The sequence below is a fragment of the Klebsiella sp. BIGb0149 genome (assembly GCF_004362605.1).
In the GTDB taxonomy this organism is placed as follows: domain Bacteria; phylum Pseudomonadota; class Gammaproteobacteria; order Enterobacterales; family Enterobacteriaceae; genus Klebsiella; species Klebsiella terrigena.
In genome coordinates this window covers 262,523-284,107 of sequence record NZ_SNYG01000007.1, presented here as the reverse complement: position 1 = coordinate 284,107, position 21,585 = coordinate 262,523, and the positions used below count along the sequence as shown (strand labels likewise).

Genomic DNA, 21,585 nt, shown 5'->3' with positions numbered 1-21,585 from the left:
CTGATTGCGCTGCGCATCAAGGCAATTGGGCTGCGCGGAAGGGCGACGTTTCCGCAAAAAACGCTGCCGGGGTGCTTTTCACCGAAACGCCGCCCCAGCGCTGCTGGCTACATAGATTTTTTTACTTCATCCTTTTTTTTCATTGCCATCGCATCTCCGTGCTTTTTCTCCTTCTTCATCATGGTGTCTGGATGTTTATCCGCCTTCATCATCATGGTTGCGGAATGATTATCGGCCTTCATCATCGAGCCGGAATGAGGATCGGCTTTCATCATGGTGGTCGATGACGTTTCGCTCGTCGAATCTGCCGCATAGCTCACCGCCGCGAAGCCCATAGCACAGACGGCTGACAGTGCGAGAATAGTTAATTTTTTCATCCTGTTTTCCTCAGTGATTGTCGATATACCCGCGATACCGTCACCGACTATGCGCCACACCAGTTCCCCAAAGCCTCACGTAAATTTAAATAAAATGTGATATTTCGATCGCCGCAGAGGGAGTTGTGTAAGCTGAAGGAATAGACGGCAAAACGGGGGGTTTAATATGACAGGCGTAACCGCAAAAAAAATCCTGGTCGTCGAAGATGACGCCGATATTGCCGACCTTCTCGCCCTTCATCTGCGCGATGAGGGCTATGACATTACCCACGCCGGTGATGGTAATAAGGGCGTCACCCTGCTGGAAAACGGCGGCTGGGATGCCCTGATCCTCGACCTGATGCTCCCCGGTATCGATGGGCTGGAGATCTGCCGTCGGGCGCGTAATATGGCCCGCTATACGCCCATCATTATTATTAGCGCCCGCTCCAGCGAAATACACCGCGTGCTTGGCCTGGAGCTGGGGGCCGATGACTATCTGGCAAAACCCTTTTCGATGCTGGAGCTGGTCGCCCGCATCAAGGCCCTGTTTCGCCGTCAGGAAGCGATGATCTCCGCCATGAGAATGGATGCCGGAGTGCTGCGCTTTGCCGGCCTGGTCATCGATCCGATCGCGCGTGAAGTGCATCTGGACCGCAAACCGGTGGAACTTACGCCGCGCGAATTCGATCTGCTCTATTTTTTCGCTAAAAACCCCGGCAAGGTCTTCTCGCGCATGAGCCTGCTCAACCAGGTCTGGGGCTATCAGCATGAAGGCTACGAGCATACGGTCAATACGCACATTAACCGCCTGCGGATCAAGATTGAACGTAATCCGGCGGAGCCGGAGCGCCTGCTAACCGTCTGGGGAAAGGGGTATAAATTTTCCCCTGCGGTCGAAAGCGCAACATAAGCAGCCGGTCGTAAAATATCTCTTCTCCCGATGTCGGCCGGCTGCTGGCCGGAAAAAATGCCGCCCCGTAGGGCGAACCGCGCCCCCTGACGGCGACGCGCCAGGAAGTCATTAACCCTTCACCAGCACCGGTTCGCTATTCCACAGCGCCGGGAAGTTTTTTTTCAGCTGCTCAACTTTGGGCTTGTCGTTGATAACAATGTACGGATAGTCCGGATTGTCGTTGAGGAAGTTCTGATGATATTTCTCCGCCGGATAGAAGCTGGCGCGCTCTTCAACCTGAGTCACCAGCGGCGCGTTGAAACGATGGCTGCCGTTAAGCTGGGCAATATAGGCCTTCGCCACCCTCTCCTGCGAATCGCTCATCGGGAATATCGCTGAGCGATACTGCGTACCGTAGTCCGGCCCCTGGCGGTTCAGCTCCGTCGGGTTATGCGCGACCGAGAAGAAAACCTGCAGCAGCTGGCCGTAGGTCACCTGCTGCGGATCAAACGTAATCTGCACCGACTCGGCATGGCCGGTCATACCGGTACTCACGCTATCGTAATAGGCGGTGCGGGCTTTGCCGCCGGCATAACCGGAAGTGACGTTAGTGACGCCCTTAACGTGCTGAAAAACGCCCTGCACGCCCCAGAAACAGCCGCCGGCAAGGACGGCGGTTTCCAGGCGCGTCGACGCAGGCGCCTCATCCTGCAGCGGCGCTGGAATAACTACCGCGGATTCAGCTTCGGACCAGGCGACGTTCTGGAACGCCAGCGCACCAACCACCAGAGCCGAAGCGCCTAAGGCACGGATACAACGGGTCATTTTTTTCATCTTCATAGCCACCTGTATTAACCAAATGTGAAAGCGTAGGCGTTGACGTCCGGATCGTTAAACTCAATGCTGAAGGTGTGTTCACCCACCCCATCGGACCCACGAACTAGCTGATACAAACGCTGCTCCGTCACCGTACCGCTACCGTCGGCGGCCACGTCGACACCGTGCATTTTTCCGGGAGCCTGACCGTCAACCAACACCTTAAAGCGAACGGGTTTGCCGTCTTTGCCCGGCCCCAGAACCAGATGCAGGTCGCGAGCGTGGAACTGATAGGCAATCCTGCCGGTGCCGCCGTTCAGCGTGATATGCTCGTCGCCAATCGTCCAGCGCCCCTCCAGCCCCCATGAATCCAGGGGCAGAGCCGCAATATGGTAATCAGCAGGCCGATCTTCGCTGACCTTATCGGAGGCAAAGTTTGCTCCGCGCGAATAGCCAAGGTAGGTTTCCGGAGAAATATTGCTCTGACCGCTGGCGGCCTGTTCGACGCCCGTCGCGGAAACCGTACTGACGCTGGTATCGACATTTTTCGCCCCCGCCTGACGCAGCAGCTCCTGAATCACGCGTTCGGAGCGGTCATAATCGCCTTCGCCGAAGTGTTCATAGCGGATATGCCCGCTGGCATCGATAAAGTAGTGCGCTGGCCAGTACTGGTTATTAAAGGCGCGCCAGATGCGGTAGTCGTTATCGATCGCAATCGGATACGTGACGCCCAGCTTTTTCGCTTCTTTCTCGACGTTGCTGGTATCTCTTTCAAAGGCGAATTCCGGCGCGTGCACGCCAATCACCACCAGCCCCCGATCGCGATACTTCTCCGCCCAGGCTTTAACGTAGGGCAGCGAACGCAGGCAGTTGATACAAGAGTAGGTCCAGAAGTCCACCAGCACGACTTTGCCGCGCAGCGCTTCCGGGGTCAGCGGCGGCGAGTTCAGCCACTGCACGGCGCCGGTCAGCGGCGGCGCCAGCCCCTCATCGCTCAGCAAAGACGCAATACCGTTATCAGCCGTACTGGCTACCGCGCTGGCGGGAGTCGCCGCAGGCGTCGCGGCATTTTTGCCGCTGTCCGGAGAGAGCTTTTGTATCAATGCCCGCTCAATACCGCCGGTTGATGCCGTCGAAATCCGCGCCAGCACGCCGGTATCCAGCCCGAAGCCAATCGCCACTACGCCCATCAGCATCCCGACGCCGAGCGCGCGGCGGATCCACTCCCCAACCCCCAGCGAGCGCTTCATGGTGGCAAAGACTTTACCGCCAATCAGCAGCGCCAGCGCCAGCGAAGTCGCCGCGCCGGCGGCATAAGCCAGCAGCAGCAGGGTGGAGTTGATGTTCGCCCCCTGCAGAGCTGCGCCGGTCAGCACCAGACCGAGGATCGGCCCGGCACACGGCGCCCACAGCAAACCGGTGGCAATACCCAGCAAAAACGAGCTGCCGGCGCCGGAGGATTTACCGGCGGTAATCCGATTTGACAGGGTGTTCCCGGCAGAAACCAGCGGATGCATGATCCGATCCGCCAGCCGGGGAAACAGCAGCGTTATGCCAAATAGCGCCATCAGCACCAGCGCGGCGTCACGACCGTACTGGTTGGCCGCCACCACCCAGCCGCCGCCCACGGCAGCCAGCGTGGCGAACAGGGTAAAAGTTATCGCCATTCCCGCCAGCAGCGGCAGACCGGTGCGCATAAAGGACCGATCCGAACGGGCGAAAACAAACGGCAGCACGGGTAAAATACAGGGGCTGGCGATAGTCAACAGCCCCCCAAGATAAGCAAGAAAAATAACCAGCATAATCAGCGTCCTTATTGTGGACCGTGGGGGCTATATTTTTTCCGGTCTAAACAGCAGCGCATCGCCATTCATGCAATAGCGCAGTCCGGTCGGCGCGGGGCCGTCGTTAAACAGGTGGCCCAGATGCCCCCCGCAGCGGCGGCAGTGAATTTCGTCGCGCACCATGCCAAATGAGCTATCGCGGCTCTCTGCCACCGCGTCATCCAGCGGCCGCCAGAAGCTGGGCCAGCCGGTATGGCTGTCAAATTTAGCGGCGGAGGAGAAAAGCGGCAGCCGGCAGCCGGCGCAGACGAAAGTGCCGCGCCGGTGTTCATCGTTCAGCGGGCTGGAATAAGGTCTCTCGGTTCCCGCCTCCCGCAGGATGTAATACTGCCGGGGCGTCAGGAGCTTCTGCCACTCCTGCGGGCTATGGGTTATGGCAAACTTTGCCCCCGCCGGGGCGGCGGTCGCTGTGCCATCCGCGGCAAACAAAGAGGGGAAGCGCCCTGCCGCCAGGATGCCAGCCACGACCGCGCCGCCTCCCAGCAGGAAATTTCGTCGGTTTAACATCATCGCCCCGCGTTCTGTGAAAAAGGAGTGATGCCAACTTACAGGGGGAGTTCTTATCAAATCCTCCCGAAACGTTCACAAATTTGTGATAACTTTCGCCGGGCAGGGAGAGGTGGGATCGCTACTGTTTGTATTTCTTGAAAAACAGACGATGAGAGAATATTAAAAAATTATATTTGCGCCTAAATTTGGCTGGCGCCCGCCGGCCACAGAGGCCGAAGCCGGCAGAGCGTCGCCCCAAACGCCGCAGGAGAGGCGGCCCTTCAGGGGAGCGTCAATTCATGGCATATCAGCAAGAGCGGCCGTTTGTTTTTGCCGGTTATACAGACAGAGAGATTTCACCGTTTGCACCTTGCCTTTATCGACTCTTTTACCGGAAATAATAAGCGCCGAGTAGCCGACGTCATCACTAAAATCGATGCGCGGCCCGGCCACCTTTTTATGCGGCAGGTCGCTCTGCGCCAGGCAGGCGCGCTGGATGGCCCTATCAAATTCTTTCCACGCCGCCTCTGAGGAGGCAAATGCGCCTGCCGGAAGCAGTAACAGGGGAGCCAGGGCGATAAGAGGTAATAATTTCATACGGATATCTCCAATATAAGGGGAGCGAGTACCGGTAGCGTAAAGAGCGTGCCAACAATATAGCTCATCTTTTATTTTCAACGGCCGCCGAGGACGGATTATTTCGCCTTGCCGGCAGTTCGCCCCTTATTAAGCATCTCTTTTTCAGACGTTAATTCCAAACGGCGCCGGTATCGGACCGGCGATAATGCGGCAATTTGGATAACAGCGCGTGTCCCACGATGAGTTCGTGAACGGACGCGCTGGCGGGGTAAGCTCAGGCCCGACCCGCGGCTGGCTGCTTACCGCTCCGCGGCCGGGCTCACGGCGCTACTGCACACATAGGTCGGCAGCGAGCCCAAAATAAAGAGATAGCTACCGTTCTGCAGTTCATGAATGCGCATATAGATGTTTTTTGCCGGATAGACGAAAAACAGGGGCTCATATTTTTCCAGCCAGCTATCCGGCACGCTATCGTCCGGAAATTTAATATTGTGCTCTGATATCAGGTAGTAGGCGCTGCCCCTGCGCGTCACCAAAAACGATATTTTACGGTTAATGATTCTGCCCGGCTCCCCCTGCACGTGGCCGTTGATGCTGAGCGTACCGCTCTTCCCGTCCACGATGTAATTCATCCACAGAACGAGGGTCGTATCCTGATGATGCTGGACAAAGCTCACCCGACAGGAAAACGGCGCAACATAATAGCGGCGCCACAAAAAATACCCCGCCAGCACGCTGCCGAGCAGCAGGCAAAAGCAGGACAGGTAAAGCACCTGACGATGATGGGCCATGCTAGCGATCCTCAATAAAATAGTCAGAAATGCAGCGGTTTGGATCCTTCATCGACCGATCGCACCGAATGACGGAGGCGCGAGGCAGCCGGGCGTATCTGCCGATATACACCCACGGATAGTTGACGCAGCCATCTTTAAATTGCCCAACGTAGGCCAGCGCCATCGCCCGTTCATCCTGCGCCTGGATGCTATTTGCCAAATAAACCCGGCACGCTCCCACCGTGCTCAAAAAGTAATAATCATCGATAAAAAAATTGCTCCGGGAAAAGCTGTGATTAATCACGCCTGCACCGCTGAATAATAAAACCACCAATAATGCTTTCGCCCACCAGCGCATACGCCGCGGTGAATAAACCGCTATTGTAGGCTGCGCTGTAGGTTCAGCCAGCGAAACGCTCGCCTCATCCGAACGCGCAGTATCATATTCATATTCATGTTCCTCTGACGCTGGCCGCGGAACCTCTTTAATCGTTATCGTCGTTTCGCTGGCCAGCGTTAATCCAATACGTGGAATTGTAACAATCGGATCGTTCTGGAAGCCTATTTTTTTCAACCCTTTGCGTAGAACCGAAATATTCTGATAATAGGTATTAGGTGAAACCAGCATCCCTCGCCTTTGCCAGACGATATCCATGCACTCCTGCTGAGTCACAATAGTGCCGGCCCGCTCTATTAATAATAATAAGCAGCGCCCCGCCGGTGAATTGAGTACCACCACGCGATCCGGATTGCTGAGATCGCGCAGCGTGCCGTCCACGGGATGAAACTCAACCATTTCATTGATAATATAATGCTTGTGCATACAATCGGCGAAAAATCTCCGGTGAAAGCATGTCGGAAGTGCCCGGGTCTTATCACCATATGGATGAGAAGAGAGGGATCCATCTCCTTTCTGAGGGGGTAATATGGCCGATAAATTTGGTGCTGTATATCACAACCGCTGGCGAAATATCTTATTTTCCTGTCATTGCTCTGCAGGTTAACTGAAGTACAATAAACGCTAACCCCGCTATTCATCCTTTTCTCAGCCGCCGCCCGACGGGTGCGAACGTCCTTATCTTATCTTTTCTTAAGAGCCTATCCCACCAGGCGTAATTGGCGAAGCCAGTTTGAACACGGACAGCGCGGAGAAACCGGAGCGTACACGTAGTACGTGAGGATTTCGAGCACTGCCCAGGTTCCAAATGGCAAGTAAAATAGCCCTAATGGGATAGGCTCTAAGTCCTTCTTATCTTCACTCAACCTGCGACCGCAGGCCTCTCCTCACGCCCTGCCCGTTCGCTACGGTGCCTTACCTGGAGTAGAAAAAACGCCAACAACAGGCTGATGTGAAAAGAAAAGAAGAAGGCATCACATGGCTCAACACGCGCCTGATGCATTGAGGAAAAGCAATAATAAGCAGTGCAAAAAAACCGTCCGCCTCCGGGAATTGAGGACAGTTCGTCCGCAGTTAAGCCAATATCGATTGGCGAACGACCTCACCGGACGGCTGCGCGCTCTGCAATTAATATAACTTAAGATTAATTGAGATTACCTTCTCATCTCCCGAGGTATAGTAGTTCTACAAAGTGAAAGGCTTAATTGCTTCGAAAATACAGGAATACAGGTTGATACCTGTCAAACGCACACAGGCTGACCTCCTTACTATTATAAATCGAGGGAATAACATGGCGAATAAGCTTGAACTACAGCAGCATTTAAATGTTGCGTTAATCGGCGGAGATCGCTTCGCACGCGGTGGCATCACCGCCTTATTGCAAGGAATGTATGCTGACATTCAAATAACAACATCGATAAATGATTACCAGCACCTTGACGATCTTTTAGCAATGACCCCAATTGACGTTATTTTTATCTCCGGGATAGAGAAACACCATACCGGAATGGATTGCCTGGCGTATATAAAAACGATTAAAGCCAGCTATCCTCGGGTGCTTATATACATGTATTCCGCAGCGGTAAATTCATCACTGTGGGTCCACGGCGATATTGATGCCTATATTTCGCTACAGGATCCACTTTATCGCTGGCGAACCTGTTTATTAAAAATAGCGGAAAACCACGCTCAGCCCAAAAAGAAATCAATGGCACTTTCGCTAACACCAGGGGAATGGAGGGTATTGAAGAAACTGAGAAATGGACTGGATATACGTTATATCGCAGAAATAGAGAAGCTTTCATACCGCCGCGTCAGCGCGTTAAAAAGCTCAGCAATAAGAAAACTCGGACTCAGGAATAAAACAGATTTACTGGTATTTTTAACCAGCTAGAGCTGCTGCCTTCAGGGTCAATCTCGTCATAATAAAACTATGGAATCAGAAAAATGAAAGCTTACTTAAATAACAAAACTCTGCTGGCGCTGGGCATTGCGGCGCTGCTGCCTGCGGGCTCCTCTCTGGCCGCCACCGCCAGCGGCGGCACCGTAAACTTCAGCGGTAGCGTCGTGACCTCGGCCTGCGCCATCAGCGCCAACAGCGCCAATATTGACGTCGACCTGGGTGAAGTTCGTACCGCCACGCTGGCCGCGGCGGGCAGTGAAGCCAACACGGCAAAAGCCTTCACCATCACCCTTGAAGATTGCGAAATCGCCGATACCTCCGCCGGCACCGAGGAAGATCCGATCCCGGCGACTACGGTTGCCGTCACCTTCACCGGCACCCCGGATAGCACCGATGCCGATGGCCTGGCCGTCGGCTCAAACGGCAGCAGCGCCTCGGCGCAAAACGTCGCCATTCGCCTGTATGACGAACAGGGCAACGTCGTGAGGCTGGGCGAGTCCGCCGCGCCCGTCGAGCTGCGCAGCGGCTCGAACACCCTGAACTTCAGCGCCAAATACTACTCCCCGCAGGGCAACGCCACGGCTGGCGATGCCAGCGCTGTCGCCACCTACACCGTCACCTATTCGTAATCCTCTGGCCCGGCCGCGCTGCCGGGCCAGGCTCAACCTTCAGGAGAGAGACGCTATGCGCTCATTTACATGGATTTTTCTGCTCGGCTCGCTGTGGTCATCCGTAGCCTGCGCCGGCGGCGTGGGGCTGGGCGCAACGCGAATGGTCTACCTCGGCAGCGCCAACCAGTCGATGCTGCAGGTCAGAAATACGCATCCCGACGCCTCATTCCTCATTCAGTCATGGGTCGAGGATGAGAACAATCGGCGCTCCAACGATTTCGTCATTACGCCGCCGCTGTATGTTTTAAAACCGGCCACCGAAAGCGTAGTGAAAATAATGTTTAGCGGTAAATCCCTGCCGCAGGACCGGGAAACGCTGTACTGGATTACGGTCAAAGCCATTCCGCAGCAGTCCAAAAGCGCTGCCAGCAATTCGCTGCAGTTTGCCTCGGCCAACCGCATTAAAGTTTTTTACCGCCCGGAGGGGCTGCAAAGCGGCGCCAGCGAGGGCTGGAAAAAAATAACCGCCGACTACCGTGCGGGCAAAATTACGCTCAATAACCCAACGCCCTATTACCTCACCACCGTCAATCTAAAAGTCGATGGCAAGCCGGTGCAGCCGACGATGGTCCCGCCAAAAGCAAGCGTCACCCTGGGCGGATCGTTCAGTCAGGCAGGCACTTTTAGCTATCAGACCATCAATGATTACGGCGCATGGACCCCTGCCGTCAGCCTGTCGTTGAAGCGGAAATAAAATAAGAAAGGTGCGATCGCGTGAAAGCAAAAATCGTCTGTGCCCTGATGATCTGCCATGCCGTTCGGTATGTCTCTGCCGCAGAGAACGATTTGCAATTTAACTCTGCGTTCCTCAACGGCGAAAGTGGAAATATTGCCGACCTCTCATGGGTCAATGCCGGGAGCGCCTTACCGCCGGGCGAATACAACATTAACGTTTATATCAATAAAAATTACGCCTTCACCGGAAACGTCAAATTCAGCGTTGATAAAAATGCGGCCCAGGAGGACGCCCAGCCCTGCGTCACGCCGCAGCAAATTGCCGCCCTGGGCATTGATAGCCGCCTGGCCGCGGAAGAGCTGCTGCCGCTGACCCGGCAATGCTATTTTTTGCATCACGCGTTCCCCGGCGCCAGCTTTGACTTCGACCAGAAGACGCTGACGCTCAATCTCAGCCTGCCGCAGAGCTATATGCGGAATCTACCGCGTGGCTACGTCAGCCCTGAGAGCTGGGAAGCCGGGATCCCTGCCGCGTGGCTGAACTATGTCGTTAACGGCACCAACAATGAGTACCGGGGCGATCGGCGTACCCGCGCCCGGCAGCTATTCGTTAGCCTGAACAGCGGCGTGAACCTGGGCGCCTGGCGGCTGCGTGATTACACGACCTGGACCAAAGATGCGAATACGCTTAGCCACGTCCAGACCTGGCTGCAGCGGGATATCCCCGCCCTGGGAGCGCAGGCGTACGCAGGGGAAACCTACACCTCCGCTCAGGTTTTTGACCCCGTTGGCCTGCGCGGCCTCGCGCTGAAAACCGATGATAATATGCTGCCTGCCAGCCTGAACGGCTATGCGCCGGAGGTTCGCGGCATCGCCCGCAGCAGCGCGACCGTTACCGTCCAGCAGAACGGCAACACCATTTATCAAACCAGCGTCCCCGCCGGGGAGTTCATGCTGAAAGACCTCTACCCCACCTCCTCCGGCGGCGATTTGCAGGTGACGATTGAGGAGAGCGACGGCAGCAAAACGCAATATACCGTGCCGTTTGCCAGCGTGCCGAACCTGGTGCGCAGCGGGCAGATAAAATACGCCCTCGGCGCCGGGAAGCTTCGCGCCGTCGGCAGCCAGAACACCCCGACGTTTGCCCAGGGAGAGCTGTTTTTCGGCTGGGAGTACGGCCTCACCTTTTACGGCGGCGCCCAGCTTGCAGAGCGCTACAGCGGGCTCGCGCTGGGCATTGGACAAAATCTCGGGCGCTTTGGCGCGTATTCCGTCGATGTGACCCACGCGCGCAGCATACTGGCCGACGATCGACCCTACGCCGGGGACTCCGTGCGTCTGCGCTACAGCAAGCTGCTGAACGATATCGGCACGCGCTTTAACTTCTACTCCCTGCGCTACTCGACGCAGGGGTTCTATACCCTCAGCGATACCGCCTACAAGGGAATGACGGGCGGCACGGCAAAGCAGGTCACCGGGGCAGACGGCGCCGTCACCACCAGCTATGAAAACCTGTATAACCTGCATATGTCGCGCAAGGCCAAAAATCAGCTGCTGCTGTCGCAGCCAATGGGCAGTTTTGGCTCGCTTTCGCTGTCGTGGGATCGGCAAACCTACTGGCGCACCGCCAACAAAACGCAAAGCATCCAGTTTGCGTGGAACGCGATGGTTCACAACGTCTCCGTCGGCGTGAGCGTTCAGCGCAGCACCAGCCTGTACGATAGCCATAAAGATAACATCGTGGCGATGTCGCTTTCCGTGCCGTTCGGCAACCCGCAGCAGGCTACCCGGGCGCGTTTTACCACCACCCGCGCGGACTCAACGGGGGCCACCGGTAGCGCGGGCGTCAGCGGCTACGTCCCCGGACAGGAGAGCCTGTTCTATAACGTCAATCAGCGCTACGGCGCGCAGCAGCGGTACGGCGGCGATGCCGCACTGCAGTATGAGGGCCAGCGGGGCGATTACAGCCTCGGCTACAGCTACTCCAGCGACTCCCGCAACCTCAGCTACGGCATGAGCGGCGGCGCGGTGCTGCATGAAGATGGCCTGACCCTCAGCCAGCCGCTGGGGAATACCAACATCCTGGTCAAGGCGCCGGGGGCCGGTAGCGTGGCGGTGCTTAATCACAAAGGCATCAAAACCGATAGCCGCGGCTATGCCGTCATTCCTTACGCCACGCCATATCGCGTCAACCAGGTCGCGCTGGACGTCACTACCGCCGGAAACGACGTTGAGCTGGAGAACGCTATCGTCAGCAAAACGCCGACCGATGGCGCGCTGGTGCGCGCAACCATCGTCACCCGCCGCGGCGCGAAGGCCCTGTTCACCATCGGCTACCGCAACGAGATGCTGCCGTTTGGCACCGTCGTCACGCTCGCCGATGAGCAGGCCAGCGGCATCGTGGGGGACGGTGGCAGCCTTTATCTCGCCGGCCTGCCGGCGGAAGGCACGCTCAGCGCCGTCTGGGGACAGGGCAGCGACAAAAGGTGCGTCGTTAAATATCGCCTGAACCCGCAGGATTACAGTGCCCGCACGGGCCTTTATTCACAGGAGGCACGATGTCAGTAGCCGCCCGCCTATCAGGCATCGCCCTGCTTATGGCCCTCGTCACCCCGGCTCTCGGCTATGACGTGCTGGTCTCCGTTACCGGAAACCTGATCGGCAATACCTGCGTGGTTTCCGCCGATTCAGTAGAACAAACCGTCCCGCTGGGCGCCATCGGCATAAAGCAGTTTCGCGCGCCGGGGGCGGTCAGCAATATCAAACGGGCCTTCACCCTAACGCTGGAAGAGTGCGGCCCGACCTTTGTCGGAGTGAAAATCCGCTTTAGCGGCACGCCGGATGAACGCAACCCGCAGCTGATTAAGACGGACGACGGCGGAGCGAGCGGCGTGGCGGTGCAAATCCTCGATAAAGACGGGGAGCTGATTCCGCTGGAGGCCCAAACGACGGCCTACGGCACCTCGGGAGATGAACGCGTGCAGATGACATTTTATGCCCGGCTGACGGCCAACGGCGCCGCCGTCAGCGCCGGAGACGTTTCCGCCATCGCCACCTGGACTACGGAGTATCAATAATGCGTTTCTTACTGCTTGCCTGCTGGCTGTGCGTCAGCGCGAAGGTTTTGGCCCTCAACTGGGTATCCGACATTACGCTCTCGCCCCAGTCGATGACCTACACCGGCCCCGCGGACTCCGTTATGCCGGGAAATATTATCGGCTCAGCGTGGAGCGCCACGGCCAGCGTGCAGCAGGTGTTCTGGTGTGGATACCTGTTCGTCTGCACCAAAGGGACCCTCGAACCCGGCAGCAGCGCCGTGTCGGCAGGAGTATCCGTCAACGTTGATGGCGTAATCTATAGCGTTTTTGAAACCGGCATCCCCGGCATCGGCTACATCCTCGGCCTGAAGGATTTTAGCGGCACAACCTACGTGCCGCTGCAAACCGGCGTGACCCAAAGCTATCCCGCCGATGGCACCAACGGCCTGGCTTTTGATTTAGGCTGGTCGGCAAAATTGACGTACGTTAAAACCAACACCGCGCTGAAGTCGGGCGTGTACCAGCTCCCTGCCATCAGCGCCGCGATCCTGACGGCCTATAATAACGAGGTCAAAACGGCGCAGGTGATCATCAACCCGACGACCGTAACGGTGACGGCCAGCGGCTGTACGGTGAGCACCAAAAGCGCCAGTATCGATCTCGGCGCGCCGGATATGCGTACGCTGCCCAGCATCGGCAGCACCTCCCCGTCGGGCTCGTTTAGCGTCAGCCTGACCTGCGACGAGCAGGTAGCGCTGTATGCGGTAATGACGGATCAGACCACGCCAACCAACGACTCCTCCGTGGTAACCCTGACCAACGACTCCACCGCCTCCGGCATCGGCGTACAGTTCTTTTATAACGGCAGCGGCCCGCTGATGATGGGGCCGGACAGCTCCGCAGCGGGCACCGCAAACCAGTTCTTTATCCAGACCACCACGGCGAGCCAAATCCTGTCGCTGCCGTTCCAGGCGCAGTACGTCCGCACCGGTGAGCTGGTGCCGGGCAGCGCCAACGCCCTCGCGAGCATTACCTTTTCCTATCAGTAACGCCGCCGCGCCCTCTTATTTCGACACGTCGGCGGCGAAATACTCGTTGGAGATCCGCTGCCAGGTGCCGTCGGATTTAATACCCGCCAGCGCCGTATTGATAGCCTGACGCAGATCCGGATTCCCCTTACGGATTAATACCGCTTCCTGCTCGGTATCGGCCCGTTCGGCCACAATTTTTACCGGGGCGTCGGGTTTATGCTTTTTGAAATCGAGGAATGAGAGGTTGCTGTTGATGGTCGCATCCGCCCGTCCCTGCGACACCAGCGCAATGGACTGGTCAAAGCCGTCGGTGCCCACCACCTCCGCGCCATTTTCTCGGGCAATCTGCGCGTAGTTACTGGTCAAGGTATGCGCCGATTTCTTGCCTTTTAAATCGGCAAAGGTATGAATATCGGCGTTTTTCTCATTGACGATCAGCACGGCCTTCGGGGAAATGTAGGGATCGGAGAAGTCATACTTCGCCTCTCTCTCGGGCGTAATGGATACCTGGTTTATCACCGCGTCGTAGCGCTTAGCGTCCAGGCCGGCCACCAGGCCATCCCACTTACCTTCAACGAACTCGGCCTTTACGCCAATCCGTTTGGCAATTTCACGCGCGATATCAACGTCAAAACCCACCAGCTTCCCCGCGGTATTGTGGTAGGTAAACGGGGGGAAGGTCCCTTCGGTGCCGACCTTAAACACGCCCGCCGTTTTAATCTTTGCGAGGTCGTCCTGCGCCACCGCCGCATGCGCCACGCCCAGCTGAATAGCGGTAGCCAGTAGTGCCGTCATCAGTACTTTCATCATTAACTCCTTAATCTGCTATGCCTTGTTGTTGTTTTAAATCTCCCAGGAATCGGGAAACGTTTCGGTTAATGTGGAAATAAAAAGCTGGGTCCGGGTTTTCTTCGCGCGGGTAAAAATATCCCGCGAGCTGCCGCTCTCAACGATCTGCCCGGACTCAAGAAACACCACCTGGCTGGCGATACTGGCGGCCAGGCGCAGATCGTGCGTGGCCATCAGCATGGTGGTCCCCTCCTGTGCCAGCTGACGCAAAACCGCAATCACCTCCAGCGAAAGCTCGGGATCCAGCGCTGAAGTTGGCTCATCGCAGAGCAGAACCTTGGGTGAAGGCGCCAGCGCCCGGGCAATCGCCACCCGCTGCTGCTGGCCGCCGGACAGCATCGCCGGCCAGGCATGACGCTTATGCAGCAGCCCCACCTTCGCCAGCAGCGCCTCGGCGCGGGCCCTCGCCCGTTCGACGGGCCATTTCTGCACCACAATCAGCCCCGTCATAATGTTTTCAAGTACCGTCAAATGAGGGAACAGCTGAAAACTCTGGAAAACCATCCCGGTTTGCTGGCATATACGGCGGATATCCTTTCTCTTCGGCGCCGCATCGGCGGAGAACGTAATATTCTCCTGGCCAATAGTTAATTTCCCGGCCTGCGGCAGCTCGAGCAGGTTAATGCAGCGTAATAGCGTACTTTTGCCGCTTCCCGATGGCCCAATAAGCGCGGTAACGCTCCCTTCGGTAATATTTAACGAAATATCCTGCAGGACCTTTTGCCCGGCAAAACTTTTCTCAAGCCCGGACAGGGTTATCATTATTATGCTCCTTGCCCGAGATGTTTTTTTCTAACCGGGCCTCGAGCCTCGATTGCAGATACGACAGTACCGAGCTGATTAATAAATAGATAAGGGCGGCTTCGGTATACAGAATTAACGGTTGATAGGTCGCGGCGGCAATTCTCTGGGCCGCTAAAAATAGCTCCGGTACGGTAATAACCGACGCCAGCGAGGTATCTTTCACCAGCGAAATAAAAGTATTCGATAACGGCGGCACGGCCACCCGCGCGGCCTGCGGCAAAATAATATGGCGTAGCGACTGCCACCAGTTCATGCCGATCGAGTGCGCGGCCTCCCACTGCCCCTTAGCCACGGAAAGCAGCGTCGCCCGGATAACCTCGGAAGTGAAGGCCCCGACGTTCAGCGTAAAGCCGATCACCGCGGCGGGAAAAGCGTCGAGGGTGATCCCGATACCCGGCAGCGCGTAAAAAATCAGAAACAGCTGCACCAGCAGCGGCGTGCCGCGGATAACCCAGACGTAGAAACGCACCAGCAGCCGCAGCGGTCGCGGCCCGTACAGCCTGATAAGCGCCACGATAAACCCCAGCCCGAGGCCGAGGGCAAACGAAATTAACGTAATGGGGATAGTAAAAACCAGCCCGGCATACAGCATCGGCCAGAATGAACTTATCGCTAGTGATATAAACTCAGGCACATCTCACCTTTTCTTCCGACGCCTCATTAATAAGCCCGGACGTAATCGCAAATCGCTCTAGTTGAATAAAAGGTTATCATGCGCCTGGGCCCTGACGTATCTATCAAAAACGGTATTGAATAGCCGGCTTTGTTATTTGTTTTCAGCCAACAGCTATGCATCGGAAAAGTAAATCACGCACGCCATCCTGATATTTTCGGCTATGTTTTTTTTAACCATCCTTTGCTGAAAAATGCATTTGCGTCGGCGCCAAAAGGCATTAATTGCTGGAAATTACGCCAAAAACGCTATTTTTCAGATATCAATACACCCAGGCGGCTAACAACCTTTCCCTCCGGATGGCCAAACAGCATCTTATATTCCATTTTGCTCTTATGGACGGTTAAATATTCTTTAATTTGCCAAATTCACAGACCTACCATTCGTCATCTCGATACGAATGGGTAAATAGTCATGTCACTCTTTCATTCTGTTAGCGATCTTATCGGCCACACGCCCCTGCTCCAGCTGCACAAGCTCGAAACCGGCCCCTGTAGCCTGTTCCTCAAGCTGGAAAACCAAAACCCCGGCGGTTCTATTAAGGATCGCGTCGCGCTGTCGATGATTAACGAGGCCGAGCGTCTCGGTAAGCTGCAGCCCGGCGGTACGATTATTGAAGCCACCGCCGGCAATACCGGGCTCGGCCTGGCGCTCATTGCGGCGCAAAAGAACTACCGCCTGATCCTCGTCGTCCCCGACAAAATGAGCCGCGAGAAGATATTCCATCTGCGGGCGCTGGGGGCAACGGTGCTGCTCACCCGCTCCGACGTCAATAAAGGCCATCCGGCCTACTATCAGGATTACGCCCGTCGCCTGGCGGAGGAGACGCCGGGGGCGTTCTATATCGATCAGTTTAATAACGAGGCCAATCCGCTGGCGCATATCAGCACCACCGCGCCAGAAATCTTCGCCCAGTTGGACGGCGATATCGACGCCATCGTCGTTGGCGTCGGCTCCGGCGGAACCCTCGGCGGGCTGCAGGCGTGGTTTGCCGAACACTCGCCGAAAACGGAATTTATTCTTGCCGATCCGGCGGGATCGATCCTCGCCGATCGGGTAGAAACTGGCCGCTCCGGCGAGGCGGGATCGTGGCTGGTTGAAGGGATTGGCGAAGACTTTGTTCCACCGCTGGCCCATCTCGATGGCGTGCATACCGCCTATCGCGTCACCGACCGGGAGGCGTTTGCGACGGCGCGGGCGCTGCTGCAGACCGAGGGCATTCTTGCCGGCTCTTCAACGGGCACGCTGCTGCACGCCGCCCTGCGCTACTGTCAGGCGCAGACCACCGCCAAACGCGTGGTGACCTTCGCCTGCGACAGCGGCAACAAGTACCTGTCGAAAATGTTCAACGATGACTGGATGCGCCAGCAGGGGCTGCTGACCCGCCCCTCGCGCGGCGATTTAACCGATTTTATCGCCCTGCGCCATGACGAAGACGCCACCGTCACCGCCGCGCCGGACGACACGCTGGCCGCCATCCTGGCGCGCATGCGCCTGTACGACATCTCCCAACTGCCGGTGCTGGAAGACGGCCGCGTCGTTGGCATCGTCGATGAGTGGGATTTGATTAGCCACGTCGAGGGCAACAGCCAGCGCTTTGCGCTGCCGGTCAGAGAGGCCATGACCCGCAACGTCGAAACCCTCGATAAACGCGCGCCGGAAAGCGCGCTAAAAGCCATTTTCGATCGCGGCCTGGTAGCCGTCATCGCCGATAACGATCGTTTTCTCGGCCTGATCACCCGCAGCGACGTGCTGACTACCTGGCGTAACCGACTTGAACACTAAGGATCGTCCATGAAAAACTTAAATACATTGAGCGTCCACGGCGGCACCTTTAATGATGCGCACGGCGCCGTCATGCCGCCCATTTATGCCACCTCCACCTTCGCACAGCCGGCCCCCGGGCAGCATACCGGCTATGAGTACTCGCGCAGCGGCAACCCTACTCGCCACGCGCTGGAAACGGCCATTGCCGAACTGGAGAGCGGCTCCCGCGGCTACGCCTTTGCTTCCGGGCTGGCGGCGATTTCCACGGTGCTTGAGCTGCTGGATAAAGACAGCCACCTGGTGGCCGTCGACGACGTGTACGGCGGCACCTGGCGGCTGATCGAAAACGTCCGCCGCCGCAGCGCCGGCCTGCGGGTCAGCTGGGTCAAACCCGACGACCTGGCGGCGATTGAGGCGGCCATCCGGCCGGATACGCGAATGATTTGGGTTGAAACGCCGACCAACCCGCTGCTCAAGCTGGCGGACCTCGGCGCCATCGCGGCGATCGCCCGGCGGCACAATCTGATCAGCGTCACCGATAACACCTTCGCCTCGCCGGCCATTCATCGTCCTCTCGAACTGGGGTTTGATATCGTCGTGCACTCGGCGACAAAATATCTCAACGGCCATTCCGACGTGGTAGCTGGCCTCGCGGTGGTCGGCGACAACCCCGAGCTGGCGGACCGGCTCGGGTATCTGCAAAACGCGGTGGGCGGCGTGCTCGACCCCTTCAGCAGCTTTTTGACGCTGCGCGGCATCCGCACCCTCGCGCTGCGCATGGAGCGTCACAGCAGCAACGCGCTGGCGCTCGCCGAATGGCTGGAACAGCAGCCGCAGGTGGAAAAGGTGTGGTTCCCGTGGCTGGCGTCGCACCCGCATCATCAGCTGGCGCGCAGGCAGATGGCGCTGCCTGGCGGGATGATTTCGCTGGTGGTGAAAGGCGACGACGGCTACGCAGAGCAGGTTATCGGCAGGCTGCGCCTGTTTACGCTGGCGGAGAGCCTCGGCGGCGTGGAGAGCCTGGTCAGCCAGCCGTTTAGCATGACCCATGCTTCCATTCCTCTGGAGCAGCGGCTGGCAAACGGCATTACACCCCAGCTCATTCGCCTCTCCGTTGGCATTGAGGACGCGCAGGATCTGATTGCCGACTGGCAGCAGGCGCTGCGGGCATAAACAAAAAACCCGCCTGTCGGCGGGTTTGACTTTTGGCATTCCGGCCGCGCGCCATCGCACTTAGCTAAACAGCTTGCCTTTAAGCAGGTTCATGCCTTCAGACAGCAGATCCTGCTGCGCAGGCGCTTCGCCCTGCGGAGATAAGCCATCGACAATTTTCGGCAGATACTCGGAGATAAGCGACGAGGCGGTCTGCGGGTCGATCCCGAGCCTCGCCCCGAGTTCCTGCAGCGCGGACGATCCGAACACCGAGGTGACCTGGTCACTGGAAACCGGAATATTGCCCTGCTGGCCGATCCAGGATTCAACGATCTCACCCAGGCCGCCGCTGCGGAATTTTTCGAGGATCCCCTGAACGCCTCCCTGCTGCTGGATCCAGGCCATGATTGCCTGCAGCTGCTCCGCTTTACCGGCCTGGCCGCCGAGCATACCGCCAATTTGATCAAGTAGTCCCATTACCGACTCCGTAACAATAGAGCGTGCATAACGCCGATTTTCCCGCCTTACTTATTCGGGATAATCAGCACCTGTCCCGGATAGATCTTGTCGGGATGCTTTAACATCGGCTTGTTGGCTTCAAAGATCCGCTGATAGTCATTCGCCGATCCGTACACGGTTTTAGAAATAGCGCTCAGCGTGTCGCCGGATTTCACGGTGTAGTAGCGGCTCTCGGCGCCGCTCTGCGTGACGCTCACGTTGTCGCTGACCTGGGCAATGCCGGTGACGTTACCCACCGCCACCATAATTTTCTCTTTATCTTCCTGCGATCCGACGTCGCCGGTGACCGTCGCGGTGCCGTCTTCAGCCACGGTGATGCTGACCTTATCCGCGCCGGGGAGATTAAGCCCATCGATATGCTTTTTCAGCTTATCGGCCTGGCTCTCTTTGTCCCCGCCCGAAACGGCATCCCAGATTTTCTCGCCCGCTTCTTTCACAAAACTCAATAAACTCATACCAATCTCCTTTTAGCAGAAGTGATCTATGAAGAACGTTCATCAGACCAGACCAGATAATAATAGTTCATAAATGGCGCCCGACCTCGGTCAGCGCGTGCTCGACAAACCGGGTCAGCTTCGGCAACGGACGAAGATCCTGACGCCAGAGCAGATGCACCGGGCGCGGTTCGGGGGTATAGGTCTCAAGCACGCGGACCAGTTTTCCGCTGGCAAGATCCTCCCCCAGCAGCACTTCCGGCTGCAGCAGCAGGCCGGATCCGGCGATGGCCGCCATCCGCAGGCCGTAGCCGTCGTTGCAGCGGAGGATCGCATCGCGCCGCCAGCGCACCTCTTGCGTGACGCCCGGTAGCTTCCACTCGTTGCGCGCGGTCCACACCGTATGGGAGAGGCAGAGATGGCCGGCAAGGTCGGCCGGCGTGAGCGGCGTGCCGTGGCGGCTGAGATAGGCAGGGGCGGCGCAAATCACCATCCGGTAGGCGCAGAGATATTTCGCCACCAGGTCGGTTTGGTGAATGTCGCCAATGCGGACAGCCAGATCGAACCCTTCATCCACCAGATCGACCAGCCGGTTGGTCAGATCGAGCTCCACGCGCACGTCCGGCCACTGCTGTAAGAAGGTGGCCGTCAGCGGCGCCATGACGCAGGCGCCAAATGAGGTCGGCGCGCTGATGCGCAGCGTCCCTGCGGGCGCCAGCCGCAGTCGCTCCACCGAGCTTTCGGCAATTGAGACCTGCTCCAGAACGCGTTTCGCCTCTTCATAGTAGACCCGCCCGGCGTCGGTGAGGCTCTGGCGGCGGGTGTTGCGCTCAAGCAGGCGCGTCGCCAGCCGGCGTTCGATGAGGGCAATATATTTGCCCACCATCACCGCCGACATCTCCAGGTGCGATGCCGCCTCGGTAAAACTGCCGTACTCCACCACGGCGATAAACGTTTCCATTCCGCGCAGCTTATCCATATTGCGAACCTCAGGTTAGTAATCATCTAACTTTTTGCCAGTTTATCCGATATCCATTTCATTAAAGAATAGAGGCTCACAACTTATCAGGAGTCAGCCATGAAAATCGTCGTTATAGGTGCCAGCGGTACCGTAGGCCGCGCGGTCACCGCAGAGCTCAGTCGTCAGCATGAAGTCATTCGCGTCGGTCGGTCTCAGGGCGACCATCAGGTTGATATCACCTCTCAGCAAAGCGTCCAGGCGCTGTTTGAGAAAATTGGCCGGGTTGATGCGATTGTCTCGGCGAGCGGAAGCCTGTTCTTTGGCCCGCTGGCCACCATGACCGACGACAATTTCAACCAGGGTCTTCAGGACAAGCTGCTGGGGCAAATCCGCCTGGCGCTCACCGGCCAGCACTATTTGAACGACGGCGGTTCCATCACCCTTATCAGCGGCATCGTGGCGCATGAGCCGATCGCCCAGGGCGTTAATGCCACGACGGTTAACGCCGGCCTGGAGGGCTTCGTCCGCGCCGCGGCCTGCGAGCTGCCGCGCGGGATCCGCATCAACCTGATCAGCCCCACGGTGCTGACCGAATCAGCCGCCGCCTATGACGGGTTCTTCCCGGGCTTTATCAGCGTCCCGGCCGCGACGGTGGCCCAGGCGTACCGCCGCAGCGTGGAGGGAGTCCAGAGCGGTCGGATATACACCGTCGGCTACTGATAATTCGCCCGTCGCTAATAACCCGCCACGCTGGCGGGTTATTATTTATCTCTGCAGAGGCTATTTCTTCGCCGTTAATCCGCTCAGCGCCGGCGCCGCGTGTTTTAAATATTGATCCATCGCACACTATGAATAAATGAATTTTAATGTGAACAACTTCGCATATTTAATTTCCGCGCCGCAGGCAACCGCTGCCGGCAGTAACAGGCAATCCTATGATTTACCTCAGATTATATTAA

At 57.5% G+C, this 21,585-nt stretch carries 23 protein-coding genes; 10 read left to right on the top strand and 13 right to left on the bottom strand.

The genetic code is table 11. The annotated features are described in order from the left end of the window. Window positions 1–107: 107 nt before the first annotated feature. On the bottom strand, window positions 108–377 hold the full coding sequence (locus EDF75_RS22635) for a hypothetical protein (protein WP_133600949.1): 270 nt from the start codon (window positions 375–377) through the stop codon (window positions 108–110). A 166-nt stretch (window positions 378–543) separates the two neighbouring features. On the opposite strand from EDF75_RS22635, the gene EDF75_RS22630 reads away from it, so the two are divergent. After that, window positions 544–1,269, top strand: a complete 726-nt coding sequence (locus EDF75_RS22630; RefSeq protein WP_133600948.1) for a response regulator transcription factor — start codon at window positions 544–546, stop codon at window positions 1,267–1,269. A gap of 111 nt (window positions 1,270–1,380) precedes the next feature. Here EDF75_RS22630 and msrA read toward each other — a convergent pair whose 3' ends face one another. From msrA to EDF75_RS22600, 6 genes are all read right to left on the bottom strand, one after another. Next, the gene (gene msrA, locus EDF75_RS22625) at window positions 1,381–2,085 is read right to left on the bottom strand and encodes a peptide-methionine (S)-S-oxide reductase MsrA (protein ID WP_133600986.1); all 705 of its coding nucleotides are present in this window, start codon (window positions 2,083–2,085) and stop codon (window positions 1,381–1,383) included. A 17-nt stretch (window positions 2,086–2,102) separates the two neighbouring features. Then, entirely contained in the window at window positions 2,103–3,869 is a 1,767-nt protein-coding gene (locus EDF75_RS22620; RefSeq protein WP_133600947.1) for a cytochrome c biogenesis protein DipZ, read from the bottom strand. 30 nt (window positions 3,870–3,899) lie between these two features. Continuing rightward, a complete protein-coding gene (msrB, locus tag EDF75_RS22615) occupies window positions 3,900–4,418 on the bottom strand; it encodes a peptide-methionine (R)-S-oxide reductase MsrB (RefSeq protein ID WP_133600946.1) in 519 nt (172 codons plus the stop codon). Between the two features lie 279 nt (window positions 4,419–4,697). Then, on the bottom strand, window positions 4,698–5,078 hold the full coding sequence (locus EDF75_RS22610; protein ID WP_241783899.1) for a hypothetical protein: 381 nt from the start codon (window positions 5,076–5,078) through the stop codon (window positions 4,698–4,700). 200 nt (window positions 5,079–5,278) lie between these two features. Beyond that, entirely contained in the window at window positions 5,279–5,770 is a 492-nt protein-coding gene (locus EDF75_RS22605; RefSeq protein ID WP_133600945.1) for a hypothetical protein, read from the bottom strand. Between the two features lies 1 nt (window position 5,771). Continuing rightward, window positions 5,772–6,575: a winged helix-turn-helix domain-containing protein gene (locus EDF75_RS22600; RefSeq protein WP_133600944.1), complete on the bottom strand. Its 804-nt coding sequence runs from the start codon at window positions 6,573–6,575 to the stop codon at window positions 5,772–5,774. Window positions 6,576–7,440: 865 nt separating this feature from the next. Here EDF75_RS22600 and EDF75_RS22595 point away from each other — a divergent pair. The 6 genes from EDF75_RS22595 to EDF75_RS22570 are packed head-to-tail and all read left to right on the top strand — an operon-like array spanning window position 7,441 to window position 13,485. Continuing rightward, window positions 7,441–8,043: a helix-turn-helix transcriptional regulator gene (locus EDF75_RS22595; RefSeq protein ID WP_133600943.1), complete on the top strand. Its 603-nt coding sequence runs from the start codon at window positions 7,441–7,443 to the stop codon at window positions 8,041–8,043. A 53-nt stretch (window positions 8,044–8,096) separates the two neighbouring features. Beyond that, a complete protein-coding gene (locus tag EDF75_RS22590; RefSeq protein ID WP_133600942.1) occupies window positions 8,097–8,681 on the top strand; it encodes a fimbrial protein in 585 nt (194 codons plus the stop codon). Between the two features lie 55 nt (window positions 8,682–8,736). Then, window positions 8,737–9,417, top strand: a complete 681-nt coding sequence (locus EDF75_RS22585; RefSeq protein WP_133600941.1) for a fimbrial biogenesis chaperone — start codon at window positions 8,737–8,739, stop codon at window positions 9,415–9,417. A gap of 20 nt (window positions 9,418–9,437) precedes the next feature. Continuing rightward, window positions 9,438–11,966, top strand: coding sequence for a fimbria/pilus outer membrane usher protein (locus EDF75_RS22580; protein ID WP_133600940.1), 2,529 nt, complete (start codon window positions 9,438–9,440; stop codon window positions 11,964–11,966). Then, window positions 11,957–12,475 carry a fimbrial protein gene (locus EDF75_RS22575; protein WP_133600939.1) on the top strand — a complete coding sequence of 173 codons (519 nt, stop codon included), beginning with the start codon at window positions 11,957–11,959 and terminating at the stop codon, window positions 12,473–12,475. Before EDF75_RS22580 ends, EDF75_RS22575 begins: the two co-directional genes overlap by 10 nt. Further along, window positions 12,475–13,485, top strand: coding sequence for a fimbrial protein (locus tag EDF75_RS22570; protein ID WP_133600938.1), 1,011 nt, complete (start codon window positions 12,475–12,477; stop codon window positions 13,483–13,485). The genes EDF75_RS22575 and EDF75_RS22570 overlap by 1 nt, the downstream gene beginning before the upstream one ends. Window positions 13,486–13,500: 15 nt before the next feature. Here the strand turns inward: EDF75_RS22570 and EDF75_RS22565 are convergent, their stop codons facing one another. From EDF75_RS22565 to EDF75_RS22555, 3 genes are read right to left on the bottom strand one after another with little or no spacing between them, the layout of a single operon-like run. Next, window positions 13,501–14,274, bottom strand: coding sequence for an amino acid ABC transporter substrate-binding protein (locus EDF75_RS22565; RefSeq protein WP_133600984.1), 774 nt, complete (start codon window positions 14,272–14,274; stop codon window positions 13,501–13,503). 36 nt (window positions 14,275–14,310) lie between these two features. Beyond that, entirely contained in the window at window positions 14,311–15,078 is a 768-nt protein-coding gene (locus tag EDF75_RS22560; RefSeq protein ID WP_133600937.1) for an amino acid ABC transporter ATP-binding protein, read from the bottom strand. After that, window positions 15,056–15,712 (bottom strand): amino acid ABC transporter permease, encoded by a 657-nt coding sequence (locus EDF75_RS22555; protein ID WP_463671442.1) that lies wholly within the window; start codon window positions 15,710–15,712, stop codon window positions 15,056–15,058. The genes EDF75_RS22560 and EDF75_RS22555 overlap by 23 nt, the downstream gene beginning before the upstream one ends. Window positions 15,713–16,201: 489 nt before the next feature. On the opposite strand from EDF75_RS22555, the gene EDF75_RS22550 reads away from it, so the two are divergent. Then, the gene (locus EDF75_RS22550; RefSeq protein ID WP_166646231.1) at window positions 16,202–17,578 is read left to right on the top strand and encodes a pyridoxal-phosphate dependent enzyme; all 1,377 of its coding nucleotides are present in this window, start codon (window positions 16,202–16,204) and stop codon (window positions 17,576–17,578) included. A 9-nt stretch (window positions 17,579–17,587) separates the two neighbouring features. Beyond that, window positions 17,588–18,733, top strand: a complete 1,146-nt coding sequence (locus EDF75_RS22545; RefSeq protein ID WP_133600934.1) for a trans-sulfuration enzyme family protein — start codon at window positions 17,588–17,590, stop codon at window positions 18,731–18,733. Window positions 18,734–18,793: 60 nt separating this feature from the next. Here EDF75_RS22545 and EDF75_RS22540 read toward each other — a convergent pair whose 3' ends face one another. From EDF75_RS22540 to EDF75_RS22530, 3 genes are all read right to left on the bottom strand, one after another. Continuing rightward, window positions 18,794–19,189, bottom strand: a complete 396-nt coding sequence (locus EDF75_RS22540) for a YidB family protein (RefSeq protein WP_133600933.1) — start codon at window positions 19,187–19,189, stop codon at window positions 18,794–18,796. 47 nt (window positions 19,190–19,236) lie between these two features. Beyond that, a complete protein-coding gene (lysM, locus tag EDF75_RS22535; RefSeq protein ID WP_041147238.1) occupies window positions 19,237–19,686 on the bottom strand; it encodes a peptidoglycan-binding protein LysM in 450 nt (149 codons plus the stop codon). 67 nt (window positions 19,687–19,753) lie between these two features. Further along, entirely contained in the window at window positions 19,754–20,644 is an 891-nt protein-coding gene (locus EDF75_RS22530; RefSeq protein ID WP_133600932.1) for a LysR family transcriptional regulator, read from the bottom strand. A 99-nt stretch (window positions 20,645–20,743) separates the two neighbouring features. On the opposite strand from EDF75_RS22530, the gene EDF75_RS22525 reads away from it, so the two are divergent. After that, window positions 20,744–21,346 (top strand): short chain dehydrogenase, encoded by a 603-nt coding sequence (locus EDF75_RS22525; RefSeq protein ID WP_041147240.1) that lies wholly within the window; start codon window positions 20,744–20,746, stop codon window positions 21,344–21,346. Window positions 21,347–21,585: the final 239 nt, after the last annotated feature.